At 66.9% G+C, this 13,274-nt stretch carries 11 protein-coding genes and 1 pseudogene; 6 read left to right on the top strand and 6 right to left on the bottom strand.

Annotated features, from left to right (window positions below; translation table 11 throughout):
- From ACZ7HQ_RS41715 to ACZ7HQ_RS41690, 6 genes and pseudogenes are all read right to left on the bottom strand, one after another.
- Positions 1 to 530, bottom strand: a 530-nt coding sequence (locus ACZ7HQ_RS41715; protein ID WP_471001815.1) for a DUF6879 family protein, incomplete at its 3' end; no start/stop codon positions are given.
- Positions 531 to 535: 5 nt separating this feature from the next.
- Positions 536 to 745 carry a hypothetical protein gene (locus ACZ7HQ_RS41710; protein WP_471001812.1) on the bottom strand — a complete coding sequence of 70 codons (210 nt, stop codon included), beginning with the start codon at positions 743 to 745 and terminating at the stop codon, positions 536 to 538.
- 449 nt (positions 746 to 1,194) lie between these two features.
- A pseudogene (locus ACZ7HQ_RS41705) lies at positions 1,195 to 1,488 on the bottom strand (acyl-CoA-like ligand-binding transcription factor); the annotation flags it as partial.
- 182 nt (positions 1,489 to 1,670) lie between these two features.
- A complete protein-coding gene (locus ACZ7HQ_RS41700; RefSeq protein ID WP_471001809.1) occupies positions 1,671 to 2,525 on the bottom strand; it encodes a helix-turn-helix domain-containing protein in 855 nt (284 codons plus the stop codon).
- An 886-nt stretch (positions 2,526 to 3,411) separates the two neighbouring features.
- Positions 3,412 to 4,137, bottom strand: a complete 726-nt coding sequence (locus tag ACZ7HQ_RS41695) for an SDR family NAD(P)-dependent oxidoreductase (protein ID WP_471001821.1) — start codon at positions 4,135 to 4,137, stop codon at positions 3,412 to 3,414.
- Entirely contained in the window at positions 4,137 to 5,717 is a 1,581-nt protein-coding gene (locus tag ACZ7HQ_RS41690) for a GMC family oxidoreductase (protein ID WP_471001807.1), read from the bottom strand. Before ACZ7HQ_RS41690 ends, ACZ7HQ_RS41695 begins: the two co-directional genes overlap by 1 nt.
- Before the next feature lie 1,130 nt (positions 5,718 to 6,847).
- On the opposite strand from ACZ7HQ_RS41690, the gene ACZ7HQ_RS41685 reads away from it, so the two are divergent.
- The 6 genes from ACZ7HQ_RS41685 to ACZ7HQ_RS41660 all read left to right on the top strand — a co-directional run bounded on the left by ACZ7HQ_RS41685 (position 6,848) and on the right by ACZ7HQ_RS41660 (position 13,243).
- The gene (locus ACZ7HQ_RS41685) at positions 6,848 to 7,342 is read left to right on the top strand and encodes a VOC family protein (protein WP_471001805.1); all 495 of its coding nucleotides are present in this window, start codon (positions 6,848 to 6,850) and stop codon (positions 7,340 to 7,342) included.
- Positions 7,339 to 9,420, top strand: a complete 2,082-nt coding sequence (locus ACZ7HQ_RS41680) for a PfkB family carbohydrate kinase (RefSeq protein ID WP_471001803.1) — start codon at positions 7,339 to 7,341, stop codon at positions 9,418 to 9,420. The genes ACZ7HQ_RS41685 and ACZ7HQ_RS41680 overlap by 4 nt, the downstream gene beginning before the upstream one ends.
- A 79-nt stretch (positions 9,421 to 9,499) precedes the next feature.
- A complete protein-coding gene (locus tag ACZ7HQ_RS41675; protein ID WP_471001800.1) occupies positions 9,500 to 10,465 on the top strand; it encodes an NAD-dependent epimerase/dehydratase family protein in 966 nt (321 codons plus the stop codon).
- Positions 10,466 to 10,533: 68 nt separating this feature from the next.
- Positions 10,534 to 11,094 carry a GNAT family N-acetyltransferase gene (locus tag ACZ7HQ_RS41670; RefSeq protein ID WP_471001798.1) on the top strand — a complete coding sequence of 187 codons (561 nt, stop codon included), beginning with the start codon at positions 10,534 to 10,536 and terminating at the stop codon, positions 11,092 to 11,094.
- 56 nt (positions 11,095 to 11,150) lie between these two features.
- Complete coding sequence (locus ACZ7HQ_RS41665; RefSeq protein WP_471001795.1) at positions 11,151 to 12,164, top strand: glycosyltransferase family 9 protein; 1,014 nt, start codon at positions 11,151 to 11,153, stop codon at positions 12,162 to 12,164.
- Entirely contained in the window at positions 12,161 to 13,243 is a 1,083-nt protein-coding gene (locus tag ACZ7HQ_RS41660) for a GNAT family N-acetyltransferase (RefSeq protein WP_471001793.1), read from the top strand. The genes ACZ7HQ_RS41665 and ACZ7HQ_RS41660 overlap by 4 nt, the downstream gene beginning before the upstream one ends.
- The last annotated feature ends 31 nt before the right edge of the window (positions 13,244 to 13,274 follow it).

Genomic DNA, 13,274 nt, shown 5'->3' with positions numbered 1-13,274 from the left:
GCAGACAGTACCTGCGCTTGGAACTGCCTGGTAGGGACGGCGAAGTGCCAGGCAGCATCCCGTGCCCGGCAGGCGTGAACGACGCTTTCAGGGTCATCGTGGATGGTGACCCCGAGCGTCACGCCATCCTTGTCGATGACGAACCGGACAACGGTGCGGGAGTCGAAGAGCCAGAAGTCGTAGGTCGGCAGGCCGAGCCGTTCGGCGTCCGCGCGGTACAGATTGCGAATGTCCTCGCCGGCGGCGACGTTCCCGAGCCCGGTGGCGAGGAGGAACCGCTGCCCCTCGGTGGGTGGGTCGTCGACCAGGCGCACCCGCCCGTACCATTTCCCAGTCTCGGTCTGAGCCCGGACGTTGGCGTGCCACGGACTGGCGGGGTCGTAGCCGAAGGACTCGCCCCGTTGGAAGCGCGGCCAGTTGGGGCTGGCTCGGTCGGTGGCGTAGCCGCGCTGTGTCTCCAGCCGCCAGGCAGTGTGCTCGAACTCGGTGAACAGGTGGGTGATCTCGTCGAAAGGGATCAGGTCGGACACGCGGTCTACTCCTTGCCTCGGGGAGTGAAGCGGGTGAGTAGCTCACGGGGGACGCGGACGAACGACTCGCTGTCGAGGACGTCGCGGAGCTGGGCGATGTCGTCGGGGTCGGTGACGGTGTACCCCTGCACGACGATGTCGCCGGTGTCGAGGTCCTCGTAGAGCGTGGGGCAGTTGCCGTTCTCGGATGTGGTGCCGATGAACCTGAGCTGCATGAGTGCTCTCCGTTCTGGCCGTTGGAATGTTCAGCATGCTGCGCGTTGTGGCAGCGCGCCGGGTGATTGCGTGAGATTGGCCTGAGTGGGGGCGGTCCGGTTGCCTGCAACGGGCTCCGCGGCAACGGCTGGCCGTTGAGCTGCTGGCCCAAGCGCCTCTCGACTGGCTGCACGCGGCCAGGGACAAGAAGAGCTGACGCCGGATACACGAAAGCGGAGGAGAGCGGGGCCGCTGCCTGGCGCGTACGATGCGAAGGGGGCGCGCTCTGAGAACGCCATGGAGGCGCTGCACCGACCAGGTGTGGCGGGAGCCCGCGGCAGTCCGCCCTCGCTGAGACCGTCTGTTCCTGGGTATCGTCGTGCTCGTGTGTCCGGTGCGCGTTGGGTTGGTCACCCGAGGACCGCACTGGTTGATCGCGCGTGACTAGCTGGACCTCACCAACCAATTGCGCGGCAGAGTCGAAGGCTCGCTCAAAGTCGATCGTGGCGTCGCTGTGGACCCAGGCTTCCGTTGCGGCCTCCGAGCAGGCCAGGGCGCAGGCGACGAGTGCGCGGGCCCGCAGCTCGCCCAGGGGGTCCCCCCTGGTGCCGAGCCGACGGGTGATGTCCGGTACGAGCAGGTCCGCCCACTGCGCGCGTTTCTCCAGCTGGCGTGCCCGCACGGCGGGCGCCCGCAGCAGAACCAGCTTCTGGGTCGCGGCAGGCTGGCTCGACTCCTGGAGGGTCGGGTCTGCTGCACGCATCTGTGACAGCGCCTACCCACGGATCACCAGAGGGGAATGGGCCCGGTACTTCCCGGTGATCGACTTCACGCCACCCAGCCCTGATACATGACAGTCCGTCATCGTCCCCACTGAAGCGCTCCGGGCCTGCTGGCGGATCCCCCTTCTCGGAGCGCTTCACTGCTACCGGGCGTGGTCGGGGGTCAGCGGCTCGGGGGTTTCGCCGGCTGGGATCGCTGGCGGTACTGGAGGGGTGAGCAGCCCAGGTGTTTTCTGAAGACGCGGGCGAAATTCCCCGGGTTGGGGAAGCCGCAGCGCCTGCCGACCTGGGATATGAGTTCGGTGCTCGTGGTGAGGAGACGGCATGCGGTCTCCACCCGTAATTCGGTCAGATACTGCACGGGTGTTTTTCCCGTGGCGGCGGCGAATTGGCGTACGAAGTGGTAGCGGCTGAGTAGCGCTTCCTTGGCCATGTCTTCGAGTGTGATGTGCGACGCCAGGTGCTCGTGCATGTAGTCGGTCACCGCGAGCAGTCGCTCCGGATTCAGGCCCGGAATTTCCGGCTGTAGGTCGTGGTGCGGGTGGAGCAGATGGGCGGTCAGATAATGCGCCGCTGTGCACGCGTAGTGCTCGCCCACCCCCGCGTCGTGGGCACTGAGTAAACCCGGAGCCATGGCCGCCGCGACAGGGTCGAAAACCCGGGGAGCCTCCAGGGCCGACAGGTCACGAACGGCGACTTCCGGATGTTTGTCCGCGTAGTACTGAAAGTGCTGAGTAGGCAGCGCGATGAATGCCACCTCGACGCGCTGCTTCCCCAATGGCAGCCGCCAAAGCCGCACCGCGCTCTTGCCGACGAGGCGAGAGGTGTCCCCGGAGGCGAGTGCGGTCCGATGCCAGCCTGAACTGTCCATGTATTCAACCTGGCATAATCCTCGTAGAAGAGCCACGATGGTGAACCAGTCCTGGGGTGGCTGATAGGTCATATGGCCGTGCTCAGGAATGAATTGCCTCTCGATTGTCAGCGAATTCCAAAGCGAGACACCACGAGGGTCGGCCATGTCCGTGTCGCCTTTCTGGGAGTTACTGGTTGGCACCCACCGCCTCAGGCCTCTTCGAAGTCCGGTTGAGTGGGATCGCCGGGTACAGGGTGGTGACGCCCTCCGATGCGCTCGGTACGAACGGCTCGAGGCTCCCGTTGCAGACGGATGACCTTGCCAGTCGTCGCCTTGAACCGGAGCCTCGATGTGCTGCCGGTCTGCCACTGTGCGCCTGGTCAAGTAGCTTGTGCTGGGTGAATATTCAAGGTTGTCGCCAACCGATCGGCTGATCGGGCTGCCGGACCACGCCGTCGTCGTGGCGTCCGTGAACGCGCAACAGCACATCGGGCTGGTCGGCGAACGCAAAACGGGCCGACCTCGACGAGGCCGGCCCGAATACGGCGGGGACGTGACACAGGCCGATGGCGCAGGTCGGCGGCAGCGTGCTGCGGCTTGCTATCGTCCAGAGCGAGCCGCGCATGCCGGGGAAGAGCAAGGGGGAGGGCCCCCGGCTGCCCGGGAGAACCGATCAGTTGCCCTACCGCTTGGGGGACGCCACCAGGCCTGACCTCCCCATGGCAAATGGCTTGTTCATACGTCTGTACCGGCAAGCTGTCGGCGGTGAGCCGGGGAGTGTGACCGTCGCGACGAGCTGCTCCGAGGCTCGTCGGGCCGCATCCTGTCCCTGCTGCGGTTCGTACCCCACGGCTCAGTGCTGCGGGAAGAGTGCATTGGCGATGACGATGGAGTCCGGACGTGACCGGCAGGCGTAGTCGTAGGTGAGGACTCTCGTTGAGGCAGGGGCAGTGGCTGTGACGGACAGGCCACGGATCGTGGCGAGCGGGGCGGCAGCTGCCGTCCAGTCGCCGTCCAGCCGGTCGGCTCGGAGAGCCCCGGTGCGGAACGCTCAATTCGCTCCATACGCAGGTTTGGCGAGGGCATCCGCAGCCATATAGCCACCGTCCACAGTGATTTCCGTGCCTGTGACAAAGCGGGCGCCGTCGGTGAGCAGGAACGCCACGACCGAGGCGATGTCGTCCGGGAAACCATTGCGGCCCAGGGGAGTCAATTCGGCTGATTCCGCGGGTGCGTCGACGTCGATGTAGCAGGGCGACACGGTGTTGACGCGGATTCCGGACGGCCCCAGCACGTTGGCGAGGCTCTTCGTCAGATTGGTGAGCGCAGCCTTGCTCGCCGAGTAGGCGAGGGAATCGAATGAACCCAACGCCCCGGCCGTGCTCGAGATATTGACGATGGAGCTGCCGGACGGCATGGTGGGGGCGAGCGCGATCGTGGTGGCAAGTGGGCCCCGGAGGTTGACGTCGAACACTCCGTCCCAGGAGTCCAAACTGGAATCCCAGGAAACAAACTCGATCACGGCGGCGTTGTTCACGATCCCGTGGAACGGGCCGCTGGCGGCCAATCGGCTGAGCGCGACCGCTGATTCCTCCCGGTCCAGATGATTGAGGTGGACCATCTCCTTGATGCCGAGGGAAAGGAGTTCCTCAGCATCGGACGCGCCGGTGTTGTACGTGCCAACGACGATTGCTCCGCGCTTGGCGAGGTCGAGCGCGATGCCCCGGCCGATGTCCTTCGAGGCTCCGGTGACCAGCACGCGCTTCTCCGTGAGCATCACGCGTCCACCTCCGATGTCACCTTGCGTACCGGCCGGTCATGAGCGTCGGTCAGGACGTGGGCCAGCCGCCGCGCGAGAGCCAGGGTGGTGAGCGAGGGATTGGCGGCACCCATGCGAGGGAATGTTGCCGGCCCGCAGGCATAGAGACCTGGGACGGTGACGAACGCGTGGCGGTCGTCGAGTATGTCCCCGAGTGGCAGCGTGCAACCCTCGTGGTCCTCAGTGCCGAGCAGGCTCGACCACGTGAAGGGCCCTTCGGACGTCTCCGCGCCGATCGACTCCGGCAGTACGAACGCGTTGGTGCGAGCCGGATGGTCGAAGTCGTCGAAGGCCAGGGGCGTGGCGGTGAGACCGAACTCGGCGGCCAGCCGGCTCCAGACCTCGTCAAGCACTTGGCGCTGGCGTCCGATGACGTCTCGGTCGGCCGGAGCCAGATCCGCCGTGACGGTGGTGCGCCATGGGTAGTCGGTGGCCGGCTCGCACGTGATGTGACTGCCGGTTCCGGGCATCTGCTCCCCTGTGAGCCGGACGTCGAACAGAAGGACACCGGGTTCGGGCCGTTCGACCGTGATGAACAGGTTCGACCGGGCTCCCTCCTCGCACGCAGTCACGTACGAGCCGGGCGCGACATCCGCCAGGCCTCGCGGTGTCCTGTCGCCGCGGGAGTCGCGCACGCGCAGGAAGAAGCCCTGGACAATATGGTCGGTAAGCCCGTCCAGCTGGGGCGGACGGCCTGGGTCGATGGCACGGAGCGCCTGGATGGCCAGTCTGCTGCTCTCGATGGTCCCGGCGGCCAGGACCACCGAGTCCGCAGCAATCCGGCGGCCCTTGGCGTTCGGGCCTGTTTCCCGGACATGGACGCCGCAGGCCCGCCTGTCCGTGACGTCCACCGAGAGGACCTCGGTGCCGCACAGGAACCGGATACCGCGCGGGCCGTCCAGCGCGGCGCCCGTTACCGGGTGCCGCCAATGGTCCAGCGGCGAGTAGGCGTACCAGCGGCCGTCGTCACCGAACCGGGTGTCGGCCTGCGGGGTCCGGACAAGCCGGAACCCTCCGACCTCCAGCACCGGTTTCTGGGAGTCGAGCCGGCTCGGATCCACTCCGAGGTCTGCGGCGACCTGCTCGTACAGCGATCCGCCACCCTGCCAGGAGCCGCGCAGATCCGCCACGATCGACTCCGGCCAGTCCGCCAGCGCCCAGTCCTCCACCGGCAGGGACGCGCCGTACCAGTACAGCGAACGTCCACCGAGGCGCCTGCGCAGACCGGCATTGACGGCGTAGTGCGGGGCGGATCGCGATGTCCAACAACGTTGGAAGTGCGGGTCGTCGGCGGGCTCGAGGAAGGTACGCAGCGCCTGCTCGGGGTTGTGCGCAGCGTTGATGTGCAACAGATCCTGCGCGGGTCCGGCTTCGATGACCAGAACGTCGTCGACACCGAGGGCGGCCAGTTGCCGGGCCACTTCGAGTCCGGCAAGCCCACCTCCGGCGATCACCACCCGGCAGTGCGGGTCATCGGCGTTCGGAGCCGTAGGCCACTGCCATTCGGCGAGATCTGCGGGCAGATGAGCTGTCGACACGGTCGTTCTCCATATCGAGTTCGTCAGGTCGGGCAGTCGGTTCCTTGCAGTCCGGTCCGTGCATGCGGCCGACGGTCGGGGCCCTGGTGCGAACGGGACGCAAAAGCCTGGCCGATCGCCGCCGGATGGGTCGGGACACGACGCACTCTGGCCCTGCCAAGCATCGTCCGGGCGCATGCGGCGGGCATGAATGAATGCGGTCGCCGAAGTACGCCGTGCCTCTTCTTCAAGGGTGACGCGTTTTCTCCACCCGGGGAAGTGGGCAGAAAATCGGGCTGATATCGGAGACCCCTGCCCTGAGTCCTGCGGATGGCTGAGCCTGGTCGGGGGTCAGCCTTGGCGCAGGCCCGAGTGTCATTTACGCGTCAGCCACCGACTGACACGCTCTGCGTAAATCCGGTGATCCGGCGTTGGGTTGTTGGAATCCTCTGGTGCGGTGCCGCGCCTGTCAACCCCCGGGCTCTCGCGGTTCCTATGGTCGTCCGGGAATTGCGCAGTCCATGGCCGATGTTGCGATTACCGTGTGGATCGTCCGACGGCATGTGATTGCCTCGCGTACGAGGTGCGGCAGCGGGACTGCACGGCCCGAGCGGGGTGGGCGGGCTGAGGTACGCCGCCGGCGGGGACCCCGACAACGTACTGGCAGGCCCGGAAGGCGTCCTTGGAGGGGCCGTACGGTCGCTCGCAACATCGGCCATGCACTGCGCAACTCCGGTCAACTTATCCCCAGTTGAGTCCCTAGAGTTGTCCCATCAACAACGATCAATGAGGTGGCCTGTCTTGGTCGGTGGCTTGATTCTTGCGTCCCGAGGAGGGGTGCCACGGTCGTGCCGACGGGCTTCATCAGGAATTCCAGCTGTCCATCCGCCGTACCGACATGGCGTGTTTCGGTGGACTTTCTGTCAATCCGTACATGGTAGCGTCGATTCCCTTAGGGGGAATATCGGACAGGTAACAGGCCGGGGTTGACAGGCATGGTGCCGCACCAGAGGATTCCAACAACGCAGTGCCAGATCATGGGATCTATGCAAATTTCGCCATCTGGTGACTGACTGGCTTCTGTCCGCTCCTGTCAGCCTGTAGCCTCTGTAAAACCGGAGAGTGACTTGGACTCTGAGAAATTGGACTCCGTGAAATCGGGTGTGTCCGCACCCGGCGGGGAATCTCCGTCACTCCTGAAAGACGAACCCTACTTGGGGAGCGAGTCGCTGGACCGTGTCCGCGCAGTTACCCCGGTCACGGTCTTTGACCACATCAGGCTGGACGTCGCGGACATCGAAGTCGCCGAACGGTTCTATGCCGACGCGCTCGGGCTGTCCCGCGTCGTGCGCTACGAGCTGGCCGATCGCGTCATCCTGCAGATGGCGCCGGACGGCAAACCGGCGGGTGTCGAGCTGTGGCAGGAGCGAAACCTCGTGCCGGCCCCGCACCCCACTCACCATGTCGCGTTTCGCGTCACCGACGTTCCGGCACTGGTGGAGCACATTCGCGCGCTGGGCTACCGCGTGGTCACCGAGCCACACCGCATCGAGCAGGAGACGGTGGCGTTCGTGGCTGACCCCGATCGCCACACCATCGAACTCAATGACTTTCTGGGGCGCCCAACAGTAGGAGCACCGGCATGACGGCCGACACCTCGACTGCCACGGACTACCTGAAACAGCTCACCACTGCCCTGCCCGAGCTCAACCTGTCCCGGGTCGCCGAATGGGGTGCACGACTGGCTCAGTCGGGCAGCGACGGCCGGCGTCTGCTGGTGGCAGGCAACGGCGGGTCCGCGGCGCAGGCCCAGCACCTGACGGCTGAGCTCGTGGGTCGATTCCAGATCGAGCGTCAGCCGATGTCCGCGCTGTCGCTGCACGCCGAGACGTCTTCGGTCACCGCGATCAGCAACGACTACGGCTACGAGCAGGTCTTCGCCCGGCAGGTTCGGGCGCACGCGCGACCGGGCGACATCGTGCTGCTCATGTCCGGCTCCGGCCGCAGCGCGAACCTGTTGCGCGCGGCGGAGGCGGCCCGTGAGGTCGGCGCGGTGACCTGGGCTCTGACGGGACCGGCACCCAACCCGTTGGCAACGCTGGTAGACGAAGCGGTGACCGTGACGGCGGAGGCCTTGTCCACGGTGCAGGAATGCCACCTCGTGGTGATCCACCTGATGTGTGCTGCGATGGATGCCGCCGTCGCTGCCGGGGACCACACTGCCACGGGCGCCCTCGGTTCCAGCATGTCCGTGCCGTCACCGGATCTGGTGGGGGAACGCCGGCCGGCTGCGGGACGTGGAGACCGCACCGACCTGGTGGTGGTCGGCGACTCCTTCCTCGATCGCGACCACCTCGGCCGTGTGGAGCGGGTCGCGTCCGACGAGCCGGTCCTAGTCGTGACCGGCGGTACCACGCGCATGCGTCCCGGTGGTGCCGCGCTGGCCGCTGTACTGAGCGCGAGGCAGGGCTACCCGGTCACCCTTGTCACGGCGCTCGGCCAGGACGCGGTCGGCGCCCAACTGCGCACCCTCCTCGACGAAGCGCGAGTCAAGGTGGTCGATCTCGGCCTTGACGGCTCGACCGCGGTGAAGACACGGATCCGCGCCGCCGGGCGCACCGTGGTGATGCTGGACGAGCACGACGTCTGCCCGCCGGTCGGGCGGGAGGGCGAAGCGGCATTGGCCGCGGCACGGCGAGTGCTGGGCGCGGCTGGCGGGGTCCTGGTGTCCGACTACGGTCGAGGCATCGCCGCGCACACCGGGCTGCGTACCGTACTGGCCGAGGCGGCCCGGCGATCCCCGTTGGTCTGGGACCCACATCCGCGCGGTGCGGTGCCGGTCCCTCATACCGCGGTAGTGACGCCGAACAGCCGGGAAGCCCGGGTGATCGCCTCCTTCGCCGGCGGCGACACGTTGTCCGACGACGTCGAAGCGGCACGTGCGTTGGGGCGCGCCTGGGGGCCGGTCCAGGTGGCGCTCACCCGGCACGAGTACGGTGCTGTCCTGCTTGCCGACGCGGATCTGCCGCCGCTGGTCGTGCCCACGAAGGTGGCCGCTGGGGTGAAGGCCGACCCGTGTGGTGCCGGCGACTTCTTCGCCGGTCACCTCGCCATCATGCTGGCCCGCGGCCAGTTACCCAGCGAAGCGGTGGCATCGGCGGTGGAAGCGGCTTCGGCGTACGTAGCGGCAGGTGGTCCCGGGTCGCTGGACTACCCGCCCGACAGCGGCTCACCCATGACGAGGCTCTCAAGTGACGGTGCCGCGGCGGGCACGCGAGGGGCGATCGAGCTCGCCGACGCGGTCCGGGCCAGGGGCGGCACCGTTGTCGCCGCCGGGGGGTGCTTCGACCTGTTGCACGCAGGTCATGTCCGGCTCCTGGAACAGGCCCGCCAACTCGGTGACTGCCTGATCGTCTGTCTGAACAGCGACGACTCGCTGTCCCGGCTGAAAGGCCCGTCGCGCCCGATCGTACCGGCGACACAACGCGCTCTCGTACTCGAAGCGCTCGGCTCCGTAGACGCCGTTCTGGTGTTTGGCGAGGACACTCCCGAAGAGGCCATCCGTGCGCTGCGCCCCTCGATCTGGGTGAAGGGCGGTGACTACTCGGGGATGGAAATTCCGGAGGACAAGCTGGTCGGCTCCCTGGGCGGGCGAACCGTGGTCGTACCTTTCGTCGCCGGGTGGTCGACGTCGTCTCTGATCGAGTCGGCACGGACGCGGTGATGACGAGACTCCGTCCCCCTCACTTCCAGATGGTTTGTCTGCGTTCGGCCACACGGACCGGACCACGAGGGCGGCGGGCATGAACCAACGGAGCGTACTCGTCACTGGAGGGGCTGGCTTCATCGGGAGGCACGTGGCACGGGCCTGTCTGAACGCCGGGTATCGGGTCACCACGGTGGACCTCACCACGCCTCCGGCCGACCTGTGCCGGGACACCACCGTCCACACGTGTTCGTTCGACGACCCGGCGATCCTCCGCGCGGTGGACGCCGGCCAGTTCGCAGCGGTGGTGCACCTCGGCGCGATCAGCAGCACGGTCGAGGAGAACTGGCAGGCCCTTGAGCAGACGAACGTTACCGGGCCGGCGGAGCTGGCCGAGCGTTGTGAGCGCAGCGGCACCCGTTTCGTCTATGCCTCCTCGTCAAGTGTCTACGGTGAGATCGCCGACCGGCGGCCGTTGCCGGAAACCGCACTGAGGTCGTCCGCGTGTTCCGGCCCGCTGAACGCCTACGCCCGGTCAAAGGCCTCGTTCGACGCGCACATGGTCACCCGGATTGGTGTCGACGGCGGGCCGGGATGGGCGGGACTGCGGTTCACCAACGTCTTCGGTACCGGAGAGCGGCACAAGAAATCGATGGCCTCCATCATCGGCCAGTTGCTCCGCGCGACCGCGCGGCAGGAATCGCTCACGCTCTTCGCCGACACCTTGGAGGCGTGCCGGGACTACATCCCCGTCGCCACGGTCGCGCAGACGTGCGTCCTCATGGCTGATCCCGCCGCGCCCTCCGGCATCTTCAACCTAGGATCGGGCCACGCCACCAGCTTCGCCGAATTGCTCCGCTGGTGTTCGGAGTTCGCGGAGACACCGCTGAACGTGCGATTGGTCCCGAACCCTCACATCGGCCGGTATCAGTACTGGACCTGCGCCGACATGTCCGCTCTGGACAACGCGCTCCCGACGCGGCCCCGGCCGGGCCCGGACGGCCTACGGAGCGCTGCCCATGAGCTGTATCTGCATTTCAAAAACACGAACGACCGCAGCTGAAGGCTCGTCAGCCGGGACACGGAACAATCCGATCGATGGATTCACCGCAGGATGGAGATCACGTGAGTATGGAAACGGTCGTCGTGGGCAAGGACCAGCTGGACATGCTCATGCCTCTGATTCTTGAGCAGCAGCATGACTGCGGAAAGAAGGTCGACCTGCTCAGTACGCGCACCTTCTTCGAGGGAATTGTCGGCCAAGAGGCGAGTTTCCAGATCATGGCGGTCGAAGAGGGGGCCGCTGTGGGCCTGGTGATGGTCGATCCCATTCCCAACCTGCAGTTCGCCGACAAGGTGGCGTATGTGCATGACGTCTATGTGACTGAGCCTCTTCGTGGCAGCCGGGGAATCGGAGCTCTCCTGGTCGCCGCGGGGTTCGTCGAGGCGATGCGGCGCGGCTACGAGTTCGCCGAAGGCGAGACCGAGCCGGACAACCATCCAGCACGGAAACTCTATGCGCGGATGGCGGACAAACTGGGAGTCGGCTGCAAGGTGGTGGACTCGGTGCGTTACCTCCTGGACCTTCGGCCCGCCATCGAGCGGGTGCGCAACGAGCCCGACTACCTGGACCGGCTCGCTACCCCCCGGCTCCTCAGTCGTCTGAGTGCCCGGCCGGGAGCCGATGGCTAGCGCGTCATCGACCGGTCCATGGAGGCTGACTTGGAAGGGCGAGCATGCGTACGGCAATGGCCGTCATCAACGAAGGCGTGGGCAACGGCATCATCACGGCGCCACTCCTGGCGGCATTCGAGCGGAGCCGTCCGGGATGGCGCTATTTCATGGCACCGAACATCGCACTCGACACCGAATGGGTGCGTACGGCGGTAGGCATGCACGGTGCTTCCGGGACCTTCCCGGCGCTGTGGCGGCGGTTCCTGCCGACTCATAGGGATGAGCTGTGGAACTTTATCGATCGCCACGGTGTGGAACTGGTCGTCAACCTCAGAATGGAGTCCGTCGAAGAGGACGGAAACTACCTGGGATTCCGGGAGGAGGCGGCGAAAAGGGACGTCGAGTGCTGGGATCTGCACGAACTGGGTGAGCGGCCGCAGCGTCGGCCTTTCGCTGAGCAGGCCGCCGGTCTCCTGCGGGCGCACCATGTCCCTGTCGATCTGAACCGTCCCGCCTGGCTTGCCGATCGGCGACAACCACGTCCCCGCGTGGTCGGTTGCTACGCCGGTGCCAGTGCCGCGGTCAAACGCTGGCCCGAGGACGACTGGTCGACTCTGATCACGCAGCTCGACGACCGAGGGCTGAACGTCGAAGTCGCGGTCGGCCGCGCAGCGGACGAACAGGCCCTGGCACGGAGGTTGTCCTCGGCGCCGGGTGTCACAGACACGGTGTTCCTGCACTCGCTGGAAGCCCTCCGTGACTGGATCGCCGGGCTTGACGTGCTGGTCAGCAACGACACGCTGGCGGTTCACCTGGCGGCCGCACTGGGCTGCCCGGTGGTCACGCTGTATCTGGCGACCGACGGCGACATCTGGTCACCGGTGGCGGCCCCCGAGGTCTCTCGGGTCGTGCAGAGCGCCGTCGCGCTGTCCTGTTCCTTCATGAAGCCGAACGGCACCTGCCGCCGCTACTACACCGGCTGTCCGGCTCCGTGCGCGGCCGGCGTGCGCCCGGCCGATGTGCTGGTCGAACTGGACCAACTGGAGTGGAGCATGCGGCAAGTCAGCCAGCGAGAGGTGGTCACATGACCCGTCGGCGTGCGATCGCGGTCCTTGGTGGCAGACCCGGCAATGCGGGAGCCGACGCCCTCCGGCTCGCAGAGATGATCGGCAAGGAGCTCGCCCGGCGCGGCTACGGACTGGTGAGCGGAGGCGAGGGCGGCGTGGCGGCCGCGGCCAATAGGGGCTGCCAGGCAGCCGGCGGCGACACACTCGCCTTACTGAAGTGGAACCGCCTGTCCGACGCCGAGGACGGGACCACCTGGGCTCTGCCCACGTCGATGGACCTGGCCCGGAGCAACATCCTCAACTGGTGCGGCGACGGCATGATCGCGTTCGAAGGCCGCTACGGCACGCTCACCGAGATAGGTCTCGCCCTGGACACGGGACGCCCGTTGCTGGTCCTGGGCAACCACCCGTTTCTGACCGCCGAGGCGTTCGCGGCCCCCACATGCCGCGTCGTACCGGACCCGCGACCGGAAAACACGGCCGAGCTGGTCGACCTGCTCGAGACGCTGATCGAGGCCGGCGAGCAGGCATCCGCACGGCCCGGCGTCGCCGTCATCGAGGACGACCTGGTCGACGGGAGCGGTATCGGGCTGCGGCGTGCGATACCGGAAGACCTGGAACTGTTCCGCCGAACGTTCGGCGACGCCGACGTGCTGGCATGGCGAGCGCTGGAGCCGACCGACGGGGCACTCAGCCGATTCCAGCACGAACGCTGCCTGGTGATGCTGGAGCGGAGCCGCCCCGTCGGCTTCCTCGAATACCGCAAGGAGGTCGACCCGGAGTTCGAGCACATCCACATCGAGGCGCTGGCGGTGTCCGACAAGGCCGACCGGGTCCGGGGGATCGGGACACGGGCGTTGAGGTTGTTTGCCGGGTCGGTCTTCACCGCCGGCGGGCACCGCATCACCGCGGCGCCCAACTCCGGCAACGCGGGTGCCGTGCGGTGCCTGGAGAAGGTGGGTTTCCGGCAGGTCGGCCGGATGAGGGCGTACGAACGCCACTGCGGTGCATGGCGGGACGCGCTGCTGATGGATCTGGTCCCGAACGACCTGGCCGACAGCTCGGCCAGGTCACCTCAGACCGCGCTCGGGCACGGCTAGCAGGACAGAGTCAGACGAAACGAGGGATCGC

The sequence above is a fragment of the Streptomyces sp. NPDC037290 genome (genome assembly GCF_055603245.1).
The sequence above is the reverse complement of the archived record's forward strand: the minus strand, read 5'-3'. Positions and strand labels throughout refer to the sequence as shown.